General features: G+C 69.7%; 14 protein-coding genes. 13 read left to right on the top strand and 1 reads right to left on the bottom strand.

What is annotated here, in order from left to right; all coding sequences use genetic code 11:
• Positions 1-368: 368 nt before the first annotated feature.
• The 6 genes from nsdA (at position 369) to ftsH (ending at position 10,247) form a co-directional block, all read left to right on the top strand.
• Positions 369-1,844 (top strand): transcriptional repressor NsdA, encoded by a 1,476-nt coding sequence (gene nsdA, locus BIV24_RS20095; RefSeq protein ID WP_071367754.1) that lies wholly within the window; start codon positions 369-371, stop codon positions 1,842-1,844.
• Positions 1,845-2,267: 423 nt separating this feature from the next.
• The gene (locus BIV24_RS20085) at positions 2,268-3,605 is read left to right on the top strand and encodes an ammonium transporter (protein ID WP_071367752.1); all 1,338 of its coding nucleotides are present in this window, start codon (positions 2,268-2,270) and stop codon (positions 3,603-3,605) included.
• Positions 3,602-3,940, top strand: a complete 339-nt coding sequence (locus BIV24_RS20080; RefSeq protein WP_071367751.1) for a P-II family nitrogen regulator — start codon at positions 3,602-3,604, stop codon at positions 3,938-3,940. Before BIV24_RS20085 ends, BIV24_RS20080 begins: the two co-directional genes overlap by 4 nt.
• A gap of 26 nt (positions 3,941-3,966) precedes the next feature.
• Positions 3,967-6,456, top strand: a complete 2,490-nt coding sequence (locus tag BIV24_RS20075) for a [protein-PII] uridylyltransferase (protein WP_071367750.1) — start codon at positions 3,967-3,969, stop codon at positions 6,454-6,456.
• A 219-nt stretch (positions 6,457-6,675) separates the two neighbouring features.
• A complete protein-coding gene (gene ffh, locus BIV24_RS20070) occupies positions 6,676-8,226 on the top strand; it encodes a signal recognition particle protein (protein WP_071367749.1) in 1,551 nt (516 codons plus the stop codon).
• Between the two features lie 95 nt (positions 8,227-8,321).
• Positions 8,322-10,247 (top strand): ATP-dependent zinc metalloprotease FtsH, encoded by a 1,926-nt coding sequence (gene ftsH / locus BIV24_RS20065; protein WP_079168402.1) that lies wholly within the window; start codon positions 8,322-8,324, stop codon positions 10,245-10,247.
• 33 nt (positions 10,248-10,280) lie between these two features.
• On the opposite strand, the gene BIV24_RS20060 is transcribed toward ftsH, so the two are convergent.
• Positions 10,281-11,132: an SAM-dependent methyltransferase gene (locus tag BIV24_RS20060; protein ID WP_177198768.1), complete on the bottom strand. Its 852-nt coding sequence runs from the start codon at positions 11,130-11,132 to the stop codon at positions 10,281-10,283.
• Between the two features lie 176 nt (positions 11,133-11,308).
• Between BIV24_RS20060 and proS the strand changes: the two genes are divergently transcribed.
• From proS to rplS, 7 genes are all read left to right on the top strand, one after another.
• Positions 11,309-12,724, top strand: a complete 1,416-nt coding sequence (proS, locus tag BIV24_RS20055; RefSeq protein WP_071367746.1) for a proline--tRNA ligase — start codon at positions 11,309-11,311, stop codon at positions 12,722-12,724.
• A gap of 291 nt (positions 12,725-13,015) precedes the next feature.
• Positions 13,016-13,612, top strand: coding sequence for a hypothetical protein (locus BIV24_RS20050; protein ID WP_071367745.1), 597 nt, complete (start codon positions 13,016-13,018; stop codon positions 13,610-13,612).
• Positions 13,613-13,912: 300 nt separating this feature from the next.
• The gene (rpsP, locus tag BIV24_RS20045; protein WP_071367744.1) at positions 13,913-14,335 is read left to right on the top strand and encodes a 30S ribosomal protein S16; all 423 of its coding nucleotides are present in this window, start codon (positions 13,913-13,915) and stop codon (positions 14,333-14,335) included.
• 2 nt (positions 14,336-14,337) lie between these two features.
• Positions 14,338-14,577, top strand: a complete 240-nt coding sequence (locus BIV24_RS20040) for an RNA-binding protein (RefSeq protein WP_003973401.1) — start codon at positions 14,338-14,340, stop codon at positions 14,575-14,577.
• Positions 14,578-14,659: 82 nt separating this feature from the next.
• Positions 14,660-15,202, top strand: coding sequence for a ribosome maturation factor RimM (rimM, locus tag BIV24_RS20035; protein WP_071367743.1), 543 nt, complete (start codon positions 14,660-14,662; stop codon positions 15,200-15,202).
• Positions 15,202-16,035: a tRNA (guanosine(37)-N1)-methyltransferase TrmD gene (trmD, locus tag BIV24_RS20030; protein WP_071367742.1), complete on the top strand. Its 834-nt coding sequence runs from the start codon at positions 15,202-15,204 to the stop codon at positions 16,033-16,035. The genes rimM and trmD overlap by 1 nt, the downstream gene beginning before the upstream one ends.
• Before the next feature lie 135 nt (positions 16,036-16,170).
• Positions 16,171-16,521 carry a 50S ribosomal protein L19 gene (gene rplS / locus BIV24_RS20025; protein WP_071367741.1) on the top strand — a complete coding sequence of 117 codons (351 nt, stop codon included), beginning with the start codon at positions 16,171-16,173 and terminating at the stop codon, positions 16,519-16,521.
• Positions 16,522-16,528: the final 7 nt, after the last annotated feature.

Below are 16,528 nucleotides of genomic sequence, written 5' to 3'. Positions count from 1 at the left end.
CGCCGCGGCGTTCGTGCGGCGCCCGGTTGCGTCCGGGGTGGTGCGTATGGCGATGTGCGCCGGTGAGTGCACCGCTCCATCTGCTGCCGGTTGTCGTGTGTCAAGTGAATCGTGCGGAGACGGCTGTGGGTTCATTCGAAGGGGTGGCGAATGGTGGCGTTTCTGGAAACGCCATGGCTGGACCCGCGATCTTAGGATTACTTTGAGTGCACGAGTCCTGGAGGTGCGTGCACTCGTGGGTATGCCGGAGGCATGTCGGGTTCTCGTTCGAAGGGTGAGGACCGTCGGACGCAGGTCGTACTCACCGGCATTCTGGTAGGGCTTGGCGCACATAGCGCACAAGTGGTTTCAGGGATGGGGGCGTTCCAGTGGGCGGCAACGGCGGAAGCGGGACGAACGCTGACAAGCGCCCCAATGAGCTGCTCAGCTCGTGGTTCGTGCGTAGTGGCTGGTCGAAGGGCGAGCTGGCGCGTCAAGTGAACCGCAGGGCCCGCCAGTTGGGCGCCAACCACATCTCGACGGACACGTCGCGGGTGCGCCGCTGGCTGGACGGGGAGAACCCGCGCGAGCCGATCCCGCGGATCCTCTCGGAGCTGTTCTCGGAGCGCTTCGGCTGTGTGGTCGCCATTGAGGACCTGGGGCTGCGCGCCGCTCACCAGTCACCCTCCGTGTCCGGGATCGACCTTCCCTGGACCGGCCCGCAGACGGTGGCGCTGCTCAGCGAGTTCTCGCGCAGCGACCTCATGCTGGCGCGGCGCGGCTTTCTCGGGGCCTCGCTGGGCCTGTCGGCCGGCCCGACCCTCATCGAGCCCATGCAGCGCTGGCTGGTGCCTGGCCCCACCTCGCCACGCGGGGAGTCCGAACCCTCGCTCGCCGCGCGCCGCGGCGGCCGGCTCTCCAGGCCCGAGATGGACCTCCTGGAGGCCACCATCGTGATGTTCCGGCAGTGGGACGCCCAGTGCGGCGGCGGCCTGCGCCGCAAGGCGGTCGTCGGTCAGCTGCACGAGGTCACCGACCTGCTCCAGGAGCCCCAGCCCGAGGCCACCACCAGGCGCCTCTTCAAGGTCGCCGCCGAGCTGGCCCAACTGGCCGGTTGGATGAGCTACGACGTCGGACTGCAGCCCACCGCGCAGAAGTACTTCGTCCTCGCGCTGCACGCCGCCAAGGAGGCCGGCGACAAGCCGCTCGGCTCGTACATCCTCTCCAGCATGAGCCGTCAGATGATCCACCTCGACCGGCCCGAGGACGCCCTGGAACTCATCCACCTCGCCCAGTACGGCAGCAGGGACTGCGCGAGCCCGCGTACCCAGTCGATGCTGTACGCGATGGAGGCGCGCGCGTACGCGAACATGGGGCAGCCCAGCAGATGCAAGCGCGCCGTGAGGATGGCCGAGGACACCTTCGCCGACGCGCTCGAGTTCGACGAGCCCGAGCCCGACTGGATCCGTTTCTACTCCGAGGCCGAGCTGCACGCCGAGAACTCCCACTCCTTCCGCGACCTCGCCTATGTCGCGGGCCGCAGCCCCACCTACGCTTCCCTCGCCGAGCCCCTGATGCAGAAGGCCGTCGACCTCTTCTCCGAGGACGCGGAGCACCAGCGGTCGTACGCACTCAACCTCATCGGCATGGCCACCGTGCACCTGCTGCAGCGCGAGCCGGAACAGAGCACGACGTTGGCCAAGAAGGCCATGGAGATCGCCGGAAAGGTGCGCTCCGAACGGGTCAACACGCGTATTCGAAAGACCGTCGACACCGCCGTTCGCGATTTCGGTGATCTTGCCGAGGTCATCGACCTGACCGACCACCTCGCCACCCACCTGCCCGAGACCGCCGAGGCGGTCTGACCCCTCCGGGCCCGGAACCCAAGGGCCCGCCCCATGGACCCCGGCCGCGGCCGCCATCCCGAACTGCCCGACTCGGCTCCCCCACGCCAGGTCATCGGATGGCCGCCGCGGCCGGACCCGTCTTTCGCGCCCGAAGAGCCGCCGTTCACCCGGGCCCGGCCGGCCTTCGTCGGAAGTCCCCGGCCGGCGGTTGAGATGCCCTTCACCGAAGGGTGCGCCACCATGACGATGACCGCGGACGGCATCCGGTAGTTCATCCACGCGTAACACGCCCGGCGCCTTCGTCACCGAGGTGAAACGTCGAGGGGCGTCCCCCGAAACCGTGCTGCGTCAGTCTCATGGCGCACAACCGGCCCACCCCTCATGACCGGACCGCTCAGGCTTCGCCCCCACGGGGCCGTACCAATCGACGAGGAGACGCCGATGGCACCAGCCATCATGCTTGCGGCGGATGCCCCCAAGCTGTCGTCCGCCGACACAGGCTTCATGCTCATCTGCTCCGCCCTGGTGATGCTCATGACCCCGGGCCTGGCCTTCTTCTACGGAGGCATGGTCCGCGTCAAGAGCACCCTGAACATGCTGATGATGAGCTTCATCAGCCTGGGGATCGTCACCGTTCTGTGGGTGCTGTACGGCTTCTCCATGGCCTTCGGCACCGACGCGGGCTCGATCGTCGGCTGGACCTCCGACTTCGTCGGCTTCAGCGGTATAGGCAAGATGGACCTCTGGCCCGGCCACACCATCCCGGTCTTCGTCTTCGCGGTCTTCCAGCTGATGTTCGCGATCATCACACCGGCCCTGATCAGCGGTGCGCTGGCGGACCGCGTGAAGTTCAGTGCCTGGTCCCTCTTCCTGGTGCTGTGGGTCACGGTCGTGTACTTTCCCGTCGCCCACTGGGTCTGGGGCACCGGCGGCTGGGCCTATGAGCTGGGCGTGATCGACTTCGCCGGTGGCACAGCGGTCCACATCAACGCGGGCGCCGCGGCGCTCGGTGTGATCCTCGTCATCGGCAAGCGCGTCGGCTTCAAGAAGGACCCGATGCGTCCGCACAGTCTCCCGCTGGTCATGCTCGGCGCCGGTCTGCTGTGGTTCGGCTGGTTCGGCTTCAATGCCGGATCCTGGCTCGGCAACGAGGACGGCGTCGGCCCGCTGATGTTCGTCAACACACAGGTCGCCACCGGTGCCGCCATGCTGGCGTGGCTCGCCTACGAGAAGATCCGCCACGGCGCGTTCACCACGCTGGGCGCCGCCTCGGGTGCCGTCGCCGGTCTGGTCGCGATCACCCCGTCCGGTGGCGCGGTCGCCCCGCTCGGCGCGATCGCCGTCGGGGGTATCGCCGGTGTCCTGTGCGCCATGGCCGTCGGCCTGAAGTACACGTTCGGTTACGACGACTCCCTCGATGTCGTCGGCGTCCATATGGTCGGCGGTGTCGTCGGCTCCCTGCTCGTCGGCCTCTTCGCCAGCGGCCGGGGCCAGTCCGACGTCAAGGGCCTCTTCTACGGCGGCGGCCTGGACCAGTTCTGGAAGCAGTGCGTCGGTGTCTTCGGGGTCCTGGCCTACTCCCTCGCCGTCTCCGCGGTCCTCGCCTTCCTGCTCGACAAGACGATCGGCATGCGGGTCGGCGAGGACGAGGAGATCTCCGGCATCGACCGGGCGGAGCACGCCGAGACCGCATACGACTTCAGCGGCGCGGGCGGCGGTTCCGTCGGTACCGCCGCTTCGGCCCTCGCCACGCCGCAGACCAAGAAGGTGCACGCATGAAGCTGATCACCGCCGTCGTGAAGCCCCACCGACTCGACGAGATCAAGGAGGCCCTCCAGTCCTTCGGGGTGCAGGGCCTGACGGTCACCGAGGCGAGCGGATACGGCCGGCAGAGGGGACACACTGAGATCTACCGCGGCGCCGAGTACACGGTCGACCTCGTCCCCAAGATCCGTATCGAGGTGCTGGCCGAGGACGACGACGCCGAACAGCTCATCGACACCATCGTCAAGGCGGCCCGCACCGGCAAGATCGGAGACGGCAAGGTCTGGTCCCTCCCGGTCGAGACGGCCGTCCGGGTCCGGACCGGCGAGCGCGGGCCCGACGCGCTGTAAGGCACGGACGGAACAGGAGCCGCCGGGTGACGGGTACGGACGAGCACACGCAAGCGGAGGCCTCGGGACCCGGTGGTTACGCGGCGGCCCGACTGCGACTTCTCACGCAGGGGGCGCGGTCCGGGTCGCCGCGCCGTACGGCCTTGGTCGAACTGACGGACGGGTGGCTGGCCGACCTGTTCACCGCGGGCACCGAGGGGCTGCGCGGCGTCTGCCTTGTCGCGGTCGGCGGATACGGCCACGGAGAGCTGTCCCCGCGCAGCGACCTCGATCTGCTCCTGCTGCACGACGACGGCGACAGCAAGGCGGTCGCCGCCCTCGCCGACCGCATCTGGTACCCCGTCTGGGACCTCGGTCTGGCCCTCGACCACTCCGTCCGTACGCCGTCGCAGGCCCGCAAGGCCGCCGGTGACGATCTCAAGGTGCAGCTCGGCCTGCTGGACGCACGGCACCTGGTCGGCGACGCCGGGCTGACCCAGGACCTGAGGGCGGCCGTCCTGGCCGACTGGCGCGACCAGGCCCCGAAACGCCTGCCGGAACTCCAGGACCTGTGCACCGAACGGGCGCAGCGCCATGGCGAACTGCGGTACCTGCTGGAACCGGACCTCAAGGAGGCACGGGGCGGGCTGCGCGACGCCACGGTGCTGCGCGCGGTCGCCGCCTCCTGGCTCGCCGACGCCCCGCGCGAGGGACTGGCGGAGGCCCGGCGCGGGCTCCTGGACGTACGCGACGCACTGCATCTGGCCACCGGGCGTGCCACCGACCGCCTGACCCTGCAGGAACAGGACCAGATCGCCGCCGAGCTCGGCCTGCCGGACGCCGACGCACTGCTGCGCCAGGTCTATGAGGCGGCACGCGTGATCTCGTACGCGAGCGATGTGACATGGCGCGAGGTGGGGCGCGTCCTGCGATCACGCACCGTGCGGCCACGGCTGCGGACACGGGCGAGGGAGCGAAGCGCCTTCTTCAGCAGGTTGGTGGGGGCGCCCGGCGGGGGCTCACCGGTCACCGAGCGGTCTCCGCTGGCGGAAGGGGCGGTGCAGCAGGACGGCGAGGTGGTACTTGCTCGCACCGCGCGCCCGGAGCGCGACCCCGTGCTCCCTTTGCGCGCCGCCGCAGCGGCCGCCCAGGCGGGCCTCCCGCTCTCCTCGCACGCGGTACGGCGCATGGCATCCGCTGCGCGCCCCCTGCCGACGCCCTGGCCTGTCGAGGCGCGCGAGCAGCTGGTGACCCTGCTGGGTTCCGGCCGCCCGGCCGTCGAGGTCTGGGAGGCGCTCGAGGCCGAGGGGCTGATCACCCGCCTGCTGCCCGACTGGGAGTATGTGCGCTGCCGCCCGCAGCGCAATGCCGTGCACATCTGGACCGTCGACCGGCACCTGATCGAGACGGCCGTGCGCGCCTCGGGACTGACCCGCCAGGTCGGCCGCCCCGACCTCCTCCTGGTCGCCGCGCTCCTGCACGACATCGGCAAGGGCCGGCCCGGCGACCACTGCGTCGTGGGCGAGACCATCGCGCGGGACGTGGCGGGCCGCATCGGCTTCGGCCGTGACGACGTCGCCGTTCTCGCCACGCTCGTACGCCACCATCTGCTGCTCGTCGAGACGGCGACCCGGCGCGACCTGCAGGACCCGGCCACGGTGCGCGCGGTCGCCGAGGCGGTCGGCTCGCAGGGCACGCTGGACCTGCTGCACGCGCTGACCGAGGCGGACGCGTCGGCCACCGGGCCCGCGGCTTGGTCGTCCTGGCGCAGCGCGCTGGTGACCGACCTGGTCAAGCGGGTGTCGGCGCTGCTGGCCGGCGACGAGCCCGCCGACGTGGAGCCCGCCGTGCCCACCGCCGAGCAGGAGCGGCTCGCCCTCGAGGCCTTCCGCACGGGCGGCCCGGTCCTGGTGCTGCGTGCCCGGCCCGAGCCGCCGGCCGAGGAGCCGTCCGGCGAACCGGAGCCCCCCGGCGTGGAGCTGATCGTCGCCGTACCGGACCAACCCGGCGTGCTCCCAGCCGTGGCGGGCGTGCTGGCCGTGCACCGCCTCACGGTCCGTACGGCGGAACTACGGGCCCTGGACCTCCCGGACGGCGTCCCCGGCGCCCCGGTCCTGCTGCTCGACTGGCGGGTCGTGGCGGAGTACGGCTCGCTGCCGCAGGCGGCCAGGCTGCGCGCCGATCTCGTACGGGCCCTGGACAGCTCCCTGGACATCGCGGCACGCCTGACGGAACGGGACGCGGCCTACCCCCGCCGCCGGGGTGTGCAGGCACCCCCGCCGCGTGTGACGGTCGCCCCGGCGGCCTCCCGGCACGCGACCGTGATCGAGGTGCGCGCCCAGGACGCGCCGGGGCTGCTGTTCCGGATCGGGCAGGCTCTGGAGAAGTCGGGCGTACGGGTACGCAGTGCGCACATCAGTACGCTGGGCGCGAACGCGGTGGACGCCTTCTATGTGACGACGGGCGCGGGCGCGCCGCTGTCCGGGGAGGAGGCGGCGTCGGTGGCACGGGCGCTGGAGGAGACGCTGCGGGCGTGACCGTGTGGTCATGTCATGTGTGCACGTGACGGGGTCTTCGTAGCCGAGGGGCTGTTCCGGGCCGTCTCCTCGAGGCCGAGAGGGACGCAGGCTGTGCCCCGCGTCCGCAGGGTGGACGTCCCTTCCCGCTCGGCTCGGCGGGCGGGGACGAATTGCTTGCGCGGCCGGATACCCTGGAGGCAGCCCGAAACGACCCCGACTCCGAGGACCGACGCCGCCGTGTTCGACACCCTCTCCGACCGCCTCAGCGCGACTTTCAAAAACCTCCGCGGGAAAGGCCGGCTGAGCGAAGCGGACATCGACGCCACGGCGCGTGAGATCCGCATCGCGCTGCTCGAAGCCGACGTCGCCCTCCCTGTCGTGCGCACGTTCATCAAGAGCATCAAGGAGCGCGCCCTCGGCGTCGAGGTCTCCAAGGCGCTGAACCCCGCCCAGCAGGTCCTCAAGATCGTCAACGAGGAGCTGGTCACGATCCTCGGCGGCGAGACCCGCCGCCTTCGCTTCGCCAAGCAGCCCCCGACCGTGATCATGCTCGCCGGTCTGCAGGGTGCCGGTAAGACGACCCTCGCGGGCAAGCTCGCCAAGTGGCTCAAGGAGCAGGGTCACTCGCCGCTGCTGGTCGCCGCCGACCTCCAGCGCCCGAACGCGGTCAACCAGCTGAGCGTCGTCGCCGAGCGGGCGGGCGTGGCCGTCTTCGCGCCGGAGCCGGGCAACGGCGTCGGTGACCCGGTCAAGGTCGCCAAGGACTCCATCGACCACGCGAAGACCAAGGTCCACGACATCGTGATCGTGGACACCGCCGGCCGCCTCGGCATCGACCAGGAGATGATGCAGCAGGCCGCGGACATCCGGGACGCGATCGGCCCCGACGAGATCCTGTTCGTCGTCGACGCGATGATCGGTCAGGACGCCGTCAACACGGCGGAGGCCTTCCGCGACGGCGTCGGCTTCGACGGCGTGGTGCTCTCCAAGCTCGACGGTGACGCCCGCGGTGGTGCGGCACTGTCGATCCGCCAGATGACCGGCAAGCCGATCATGTTCGCGTCGAACGGTGAGAAGCTCGACGACTTCGACGCCTTCCACCCGGACCGGATGGCCTCCCGCATCCTCGACATGGGTGACCTGCTCACCCTGATCGAGCAGGCGGAGAAGACGTTCAGCCAAGAAGAGGCCGAGAAGATGGCCTCCAAGCTGGCGTCCAAGAAGGGCCAGGACTTCACGCTCGACGACTTCCTGTCCCAGATGGAACAGGTCAGGAAGATGGGCAGCATCAGCAAGCTGCTCGGCATGCTCCCGGGCATGGGCCAGATCAAGGACCAGATCAACAACTTCGACGAGCGGGACGTCGACCGTGTGTCCGCGATCATCAAGTCGATGACCCCGGGCGAACGCCAGGACCCGACGATCATCAACGGATCGCGCCGCGCCCGTATCGCCAAGGGTTCCGGTGTCGAGGTCAGCGCGGTGAAGAACCTGGTCGAGCGGTTCTTCGAAGCGCGCAAGATGATGTCCCGCCTGGCCCAGGGCGGCGGTATGCCGGGTATGCCGGGTATCCCGGGCATGGGCGGCGGCCCCGGTCGGACGAAGAAGCAGCCGAAGAAGGCCAAGGGCAAGCAGCGCTCCGGCAACCCGATGAAGCGCAAGCAGCAGGAGCTGGAGGCGGCGCAGCGCCGCGAGGCGGCGGCCCAGGGCTCCGGTGCCCTCGGCCTGCCGCAGCAGAGCGGCCAGGACTTCGAGCTGCCGGACGAGTTCAAGAAGTTCATGGGCTGACGGACATCGGTCACCCATGAGGCTGGGGGCGCCCTTCTCCACAAGGGCGCCCCCAGCGCGTGCCGGGCCCTGCCGCTTGCCGTACCGTCCGACGTATGAGCAATCCTGCTCCGCCACGCAAGACCCCGGACCAGCCGTGGCGCACCGAAGGCACCCCTCAGGAGCCGACCAGGCGGCCCGGCGGCAGGAGGATGCGCGGCAACTGGTGGGGTCTGATCGTCACCGCCGTGATCGTCTTTCTCCTCGCCAACGTCGCGCTGTCCTACTTCACCGAGGGCAACGAGCCGACGATCTCGTACACGGAGTTCAGCAGGCAGGTGACCGACGGCAACGTCACCAAGATCTACTCCAAGGGCGACGCGATCCAGGGTCAGCTCAGGAACGCGCAGCTCCAGCCGGGCGGCGGAAAGTACACCAAGTTCAAGACGCAGCGCCCGTCCTTCGCCGACGACAGGCTGTGGCAGAACCTGAGCAACCACCACGTCACGGTTACCGCGAAGCCGGTGGTGCAGGAGCGCAGCCTCCTGTCCAACCTGCTGCTCTCGCTGCTGCCCATGCTGATCCTGGTGGCGCTGTGGATCTTCATCACGCGGCGGGTGAGCTCGGGGCTGCACGCCGGGGGCATGCTGGGCCGCAAGGCGCCGCCCAAGCCGGTCGAACTGCAGCCGGGCACCGCTCGCACCACCTTCCGGGACGTGGCCGGCATCGACGAGGTCAAGGGCGAACTGGACGATGTCGTCGACTTCCTGGAGAACCCGGACGCCTACCGCAGGATGGGCGCGAAGATGCCCCGGGGTGTGCTGCTCACGGGCCCGCCGGGCACGGGCAAGACGCTGCTCGCGCGGGCGGTGGCGGGCGAGGCGGACGTGCCGTTCTTCTCCGCCTCCGCCTCCGAGTTCATCGAGATGATCGTCGGCGTCGGCGCCTCGCGCGTGCGCGAGCTGTTCGCAGAGGCCCGCAAGGTGGCCCCGTCGATCATCTTCATCGACGAGATCGACACGATCGGGCGGGCCCGGGGCGGCGGTGCCTCCATGGGCGGCCACGACGAGCGCGAGCAGACCCTCAACCAGATCCTCACCGAGATGGACGGCTTCTCCGGTTCAGAGGGCGTGGTCGTCATCGCGGCGACCAACCGCGCGGACATCCTGGACCCCGCGCTGACCCGGCCGGGCCGCTTCGACCGGGTGGTCCAGGTCGCGCCGCCGGATCGCGACGGCCGCGAGGCGATCCTGCGGATCCACACGAGACAGATCCCGCTCGCCCCGGACGTGGACCTGGCCCAGGTGGCCCGTACGACCCCGGGCATGACGGGCGCGGACCTGGCCAATCTCGCCAACGAGGCGGCGCTGCTGGCGGTCAAGCGGAGACAGGACCGCGTGACGCAGACGGATCTGTCCTGGGCGCTGGAGAAGGTACAGCTGGGTGCAGAACGTCCGCTGGTGATGCCGGAGGAGGAGCGCCGGCGCACCGCGTACCACGAAAGCGGTCACGCCCTGCTGGGCATGTTGCAGCCGGGCGCCGACCCGGTCCGCAAGGTCACGATCGTGCCGCGCGGCCGGGCGCTCGGAGTGACGCTGTCGACCCCCGAGGCCGACAGGTACGCGTATACGGAGGAGTATCTGCGCGGCCGCATCATCGGCGCCCTGGGCGGCATGGCCGCGGAACAGGTGGTCTACGAGGTCGTCACCACGGGCTCGGAGAGCGACCTCGAACAGGTCACCAACATCGCCCGCGGCATGGTCGCCCGCTGGGGTATGAGCGAACGGGTGGGCCGTCTGTCGGCCCTTCCGACCGACGCGCAGCAAACCTACGGTCTGGCGGCGGCCCCGCAGACGCTGGACGTGATCGAGGACGAGATGCGTCGCATCGTGGACGACTGCTACGAGGAGGCCTGCCGCAAACTCCGCGAGCACAGAAGCCAGTTGGACGCGCTGGCGGAGGCGCTTTTGGTCAACGAGACGCTGGAGGAAGCGGAGGCGTACCGGATCGCCGGGATCCTGCGCGCAAGGAAGGACGACTGAGCACCCGGGCGTCAGCGGGAGGGGCGCGATCGCTCAGGGGGTGCGCGCGATCAGGTAGCGGAACACATTCGGCATCCACACCGTCCCGTCCGCCCGCCGGTGCGGGTGCAGTGCCTCCGTCAGCTCCTTGTCGACCTGCGCCTGGTCCGTGGCCTCGACGGCCGCGTCGAAGAGCCCGGACGACAGCATGCCCCGCATCGCGCTGTCCATGTCGGCGTACCCGAAGGGGCAGGCGACCCGCCCCGACCCTTCCGGACGGAGCCCGCAGCGTTGTGCGGCCTCCTCCAGGTCGTCGCGGCGTGCCCGGCGCAGGCCGCCCCCACCGCGCAGGGGATCGGCCAGTTTGGTGGCGACGCGCAGCACGGACGAGGTGCTGCACCGCTCCGGCGGACCCCATCCGACGAGCACCACGGGCGTTCCGCGTTCGGTGAGCGGTGTGGCCGCCGCGAGCCGTTCCTCAAGACCCTCGATATCACCGGTCGCGCACCCGGCCGGCTCGAAGACGGTCAGCAGGTTGTACGCCGGCTCAGCGGGGGCGGGCGCCGCGTCCCGCGGGGAGCCTTCGATGATCCGGGCGGTCGCACGCGCGGCGTGCCCGGGCCGCAGCCGCTCGCGGGCGAGGGCCAGCCGTTCTCGGGCGCCGGAGTCGACACCGGTGACCGAGGCACCCCGGGAAGCGGCCAGCAGCAGCGCGAGGCCCGCGCCGCACCCGAGCCCGAGCAGCCGTGTCCCGCGGCCCACCTCCAGCCGTTCGTGGACGGCCTCGTAGAGCGGTACGAGCATCCGCTCCTGTATCTCGGCCCAGTCACGCGCGCGTGCACTCCGGTCCACGCCAAGAGCCGGTCCCGTCCGGGGGAGGTGCTGCCGTACGCCCGCAGGTGTCATCGAAAGCGCCCCAATCCGCCGAGAGTTGACGCTGACCCCGTATGTCAGGAAACTCCGCGCCCGTCGTGGCGTCCAGGGGGTGTGCCGCACTCCTTGTGAGCGGGGTGTGCGCCCCGACTCACTGCCGGGTGACAAAAAACGCACGGCGCGGGGAGGTGTCCCCGTACCATCGCGCCATGTCCAAGGCACCCGTTCTCACTCCCCGTGCGGAAGACTTCCCGCGCTGGTACCAGGATCTGATCAACAAGGCCGAACTGGCCGACAACGGGCCAGTACGCGGCACCATGGTCATCCGACCGTACGGGTACGGGCTGTGGGAGCGGATGCAGGCGGAGATGGACCGCCGCATCAAGGAGACGGGCACCCAGAACGCGTACTTCCCGCTGCTGATCCCCCAGTCGTACCTCACCCGGGAGGCCGACCACGTCGAGGGCTTCGCGCCGGAACTCGCCGTGGTCACGCACGGGGGCGGCAAGGAGCTGGAGGAGCCCGCGGTCGTTCGCCCCACCTCCGAGACCATCATCAACGAGTACTTCTCGAAGTGGGTGCAGAGCTACCGTGACCTGCCGCTGCTGATCAACCAGTGGGCCAACGTAGTCCGTTGGGAACTCAGGCCGCGGCTCTTCCTGCGCACCTCCGAATTCCTGTGGCAGGAGGGCCACACCGCGCACGCCACGTACGAGGAGGCCCGGGACTTCGCCGCTCACATCCAGCGGAACGTCTACGGGGACTTCCTGGAGCACGTCCTCGCCGTGGACTTCGTCTCCGGTCGCAAGACGGCCAAGGAGCGGTTCGCCGGCGCCCTCAACACCCTCACGCTCGAAAGCATGATGGGTGACGGCAAGGCCCTCCAGATGGCCACCAGCCACGAACTGGGCCAGAACTTCGCCAAGGCGTTCAACACCCGGTATCTGTCGAAGGACGGCGTCCAGGAGTATGTCTGGCAGACCTCCTGGGGCTCCACCACTCGCATGATCGGTGCCCTGGCGATGACGCACGGTGATGACAACGGCCTGCGGATCCCGCCGCGCCTGGCACACATTCAAGCCGTTGTTCTGGCGATCAAGGGCGATGATGCGGTTCTGGCCAAGGTCCGCGAACTCTCGGACCGGCTGAAGGCAGCCGGTCTCCGTGTGCACGTCGACGACCGCACCGACATCCCCTTCGGCCGTCGCGCCGTCGACTGGGAACTCAAGGGCGTGCCGGTACGCATCGAGATCGGCCCCCGTGACCTGGCGGGCGGCACGGCGATGCTGGCCCGCCGCATCCCGGGCGGCAAGGAGCCGGTGGCGATCGACTCGCTCGTCCATGTGCTTCCCGGGACCCTCGAAGAGGATCAGGCGCTCCTGCTGAAGCAGTCGCGCGAGCGCCGCGAGTCCCGTACGACGGATGTGTCGACGATCGACGAGGCCGTCGAGGCGACCTCCGCGGGCGGCTGGGCGCGCATCCCCTGGGCCGTCCTCGGCGAGGACGGCGAGGCCAAGCTGGCGGAGCACGCGGTGACCGTACGGTGTCTGGTCGCCGAGGACGGGGCGGTTCCCGACGCTGACGACGCACCGGGTAACGTCGCTGTAGTCGCGCGCGCTTACTGAGCTTCGCGTACCGGGACTGCGTACACGGGGCTGTGCATGCCGCTTGGAGCAGGCGACCGAAAGGCCTCTTGCGCATCGGGGGACCACAGGTCCCCCGATGCGCTGACCTCGTGTACACGGCAGGACGTACGCATGTGTACGCACCATCTTGGTACGAGCTGCGAGGCTTCTCCGCAGTTCGGCGCACCCGCCCTCGTCAGGACGCATCAGCGGCAACTGGCGGGAACGTGCAAATTTATTTGGGATGCCCCGGAATAGGAACACGGGAGCACCCAGGCTCGTTGTCATTACGTGAGCACGACACCACCTGTTCTCGCCGCAGAGCTGGCGCAGGCGTGGGCCGATATTCAACGGCACCACCCCGAGCTGCCGGATCTTGCCGCGCCCGAATCCCTGATCGGAGAGTCGTCGTCCGCCTGTGGGCACGAACTCTCTTTCGAGCGACTGCTCCATGAGGCAGTCCATGGCATCGCCGCCGCCCGCGGGGTCCGCGACACCTCCCGCGCCGGCCGCTATCACAACCGCAGATTCCTCGCGATCGCCGAGGAGTTGGGTCTGGACCACCCCGAGGAACCGCACCCCAGCAGCGGCTTCTCCCTGGTCACGCTCAACCCCGAGGCGAAGCGGCGCTACCGCCCGACGATCGAGCGGCTCCAGCGCGCACTGAAGGCCCACTCGGCGGCGACCGCCGCGGACACGGCCCGCACCTTCCGGGGCCCGGCCGCCCGGCATGGCTCCTCCGGGGGCGGTGTCCGCGTCAAGGCCGTCTGCGACTGCGGTCGCAACGTCCGCGTGGTCCCGTCGGTCCTGGCCCAGGCCCCGATCGTGTGCGGCGGCTGCGGGAAGCCGTTCCGCATCCCGGAGCCGGTGGGAGCGGCGGCGAGCTGAGGTACGGCTGCTCGTGGCAGCCGTACCTCGTTTCGTCGCGGCCGTGACGGCACCCTGCGTGCGCCGGGTGAGGTGATCCACGCTCGGGACCTCGGCGCCGGGTGCCTCTCAGTCATGCCCGGGTGCATCCCTCGCGGTCGGGACGCCGGCAGCGTGTGGCACAATGGTCAGCTGTACTCGACAGCCGCATAGGACCCCTCTCTCCTCCGGCTGACGCGTCCATCGGGCACTCGGGTACCGCAACCCCACGCGGCTGACCCGCCGTGCCCTACCACGTCAAATCCAGGAGAACCCACTCCCGTGGCAGTCAAGATCAAGCTGAAGCGTCTGGGCAAGATCCGTTCGCCTCACTACCGCATCGTCGTCGCCGACTCCCGCACCCGCCGTGACGGCCGTGCGATCGAGGAGATCGGCAAGTACCACCCGACGTACAACCCCTCGGTCATCGAGGTCAACGCCGAGCGCGTGGCGTACTGGCTCTCCGTCGGCGCCCAGCCGACCGAGCCCGTGCTCGCCATCCTGAAGAAGACCGGCGACTGGCAGAAGTTCAAGGGCGAGCCCGCCCCGGCGCCGCTGCTGGTGGCCGAGCCCAAGGCGGCGCGTCCGTCGTTCGAGGCTCTTGGCGGCGAGGACCAGGGCAAGGGTGAGGCGATCACCCAGAAGAAGAAGGCCGAGAAGAAGGACGAGGCTGCCGCTGAGTCCTCCGAGTCGACCGAGGCCTGAGCATGCTCGAAGAGGCGCTCGAGCACCTCGTGAAGGGCATCGTCGACAACCCTGACGATGTGCAGGTGGCCTCGCGCAACCTGCGCCGCGGGCGCGTACTGGAGGTCCGGGTCCACCCCGACGACCTCGGCAAGGTGATCGGTCGCAACGGCCGCACCGCACGCGCCCTGCGCACCGTCGTGGGCGCCATCGGCGGCCGTGGTGTCCGCGTCGACCTCGTCGACGTGGACCACGTCCGCTGAACGCATCGCAGCACCGGCTCGGGCCGGGGAGGGCCAGTGGGCCGTCCCCGGCCCGTAGTCGTACGACAGGAGATCTTCAGAAGTGCAGCTGGTAGTCGCACGGATCGGCCGCGCCCATGGCATCAAGGGCGAGGTCACCGTTGAGGTACGCACCGACGAGCCGGAGCTCAGACTCGCCCCCGGCGCGGTACTGGCCACCGATCCCGCATCCGCGGGTCCGCTCACCATCGAAACCGGCCGGGTACACAGCGGACGTCTGCTCCTGCGCTTCGAAGGCGTCCGGGACCGCAACGCCGCCGAGGCCCTCCGCAACACCCTCCTGATCGCCGAGATCGATCCGGCGGAACTCCCCGAGGGTGAGGACGAGTACTACGACCATCAGTTGATGGACCTTGATGTCGTGACCGTGGACGGCGTGGAGATCGGCCGGATCACCGAGATCTCACACCTGCCCTCCCAGGACCTGTTCGTGGTGGAGCGCCCGGACGGGACCGAGGTTCTGATCCCGTTCGTCCAGGAGATCGTCACCGAGATCGACCTGGAGGAGCAGCGGGCGGTCATCGACCCGCCGCCGGGCCTGATCGACGACAGGGCAGAGATCGCGTCCTCGCGGGAAGAGGCGTAATGCGGCTCGACGTCGTCACGATCTTCCCCGAGTACCTGGAACCGCTGAACGTCTCCCTCGTCGGCAAGGCACGCGCACGGGGGCAGCTGGACGTCCACGTGCACGATCTGCGTTCCTGGACACACGACCGCCACCACACCGTCGACGACACCCCGTACGGCGGCGGCCCCGGCATGGTCATGAAGACCGACCCCTGGGGCGAGGCCCTGGACGACCTCCTGGCCGACGGGTACGAGGCCGGCTCCCGTGCGCCCGCCCTGATCGTGCCGACCCCCAGCGGGCGCCCCTTCACCCAGGAGCTCGCCGTCGAGCTGTCCGAACGTCCGTGGCTGGTCTTCACCCCGGCCCGCTACGAGGGCATCGACCGCCGCGTCATCGACGAGTACGCGACCCGGATGCCCGTGTACGAGGTGTCCATCGGCGACTACGTCCTCGCCGGAGGCGAGGCGGCCGTCCTCGTCGTCACGGAGGCGGTGGCCCGGCTGCTGCCGGGCGTCCTGGGCAACGCCGAGTCCCACCGGGACGACTCCTTCGCCCCCGGCGCGATGGCGAACCTCCTCGAAGGGCCCGTCTACACCAAACCGCCCGAGTGGCGCGGCCGGGAGATCCCCGAGGTGCTGCTCAGCGGTCACCACGGCAGGATCGCCCGCTGGCGCCGGGACGAGGCGCTTCGGCGTACGACGGCCAACCGGCCGGACCTCATCGAGCGCTGCGACCCCTCCGCCTTCGACAAGAAGGACCGCGAGATGCTCTCCATCCTGGGCTGGGCGCCGGATCCGGAGGGAAAGTCGTACGGCCGATTTTGGCGCAGGCCAGAGGGCGTGGAAGAATAGCGAGCTGTTGTCCGCTGTCCGGTGTGCGCCCCTGCCACAGGGGGACACGACGCCCGCCCCGACGCGGCCGACGATTCCTTCCGAGAACCTACCTTCCGTCGATGACCTGTGGCATTGGCGAAGAAAGCAGACGAAATGTCTCACCTGCTCGACTCCGTCGACGCCGCGTCGCTGCGCAGCGATGTCCCGGCCTTCCGTCCGGGTGACACCGTCAACGTGCACGTCCGCGTCATCGAGGGCAACCGCTCCCGTGTGCAGCAGTTCAAGGGCGTGGTGATCCGCCGCCAGGGTTCCGGCGTGCGCGAGACCTTCACGGTCCGCAAGGTCTCCTTCTCCGTCGGCGTCGAGCGCACCTTCCCGGTGCACACCCCGATCGTGGAGAAGATCGAGCTGGTCACCAAGGGTGACGTGCGCCGCGCCAAGCTGTACTACCTGCGCGAGCTGCGCGGCAAGGCGGCGAAGATCAAGGAGAAGCGCGAGAACTGAGTTCTCG

It is taken from the genome of Streptomyces colonosanans (assembly GCF_001866645.1).
GTDB lineage: Bacteria > Actinomycetota > Actinomycetes > Streptomycetales > Streptomycetaceae > Streptomyces > Streptomyces colonosanans.
The sequence above is the reverse complement of the archived record's forward strand: the minus strand, read 5'-3'. Positions and strand labels throughout refer to the sequence as shown.

Coding starts and splice junctions, on each gene's coding strand:
- BIV24_RS20085 (WP_071367752.1), top strand. CDS start 2,268: ATGGCACCAGCCATCATGCTTGCGGCGGATGCCCCCAAGCTGTCGTCC.
- BIV24_RS20080 (WP_071367751.1), top strand. CDS start 3,602: ATGAAGCTGATCACCGCCGTCGTGAAGCCCCACCGACTCGACGAGATC.
- ftsH (WP_079168402.1), top strand. CDS start 8,322: ATGAGCAATCCTGCTCCGCCACGCAAGACCCCGGACCAGCCGTGGCGC.
- BIV24_RS20060 (WP_177198768.1), bottom strand. CDS start 11,132: ATGACACCTGCGGGCGTACGGCAGCACCTCCCCCGGACGGGACCGGCT.
- proS (WP_071367746.1), top strand. CDS start 11,309: ATGTCCAAGGCACCCGTTCTCACTCCCCGTGCGGAAGACTTCCCGCGC.
- BIV24_RS20040 (WP_003973401.1), top strand. CDS start 14,338: ATGCTCGAAGAGGCGCTCGAGCACCTCGTGAAGGGCATCGTCGACAAC.
- trmD (WP_071367742.1), top strand. CDS start 15,202: ATGCGGCTCGACGTCGTCACGATCTTCCCCGAGTACCTGGAACCGCTG.
- rplS (WP_071367741.1), top strand. CDS start 16,171: ATGTCTCACCTGCTCGACTCCGTCGACGCCGCGTCGCTGCGCAGCGAT.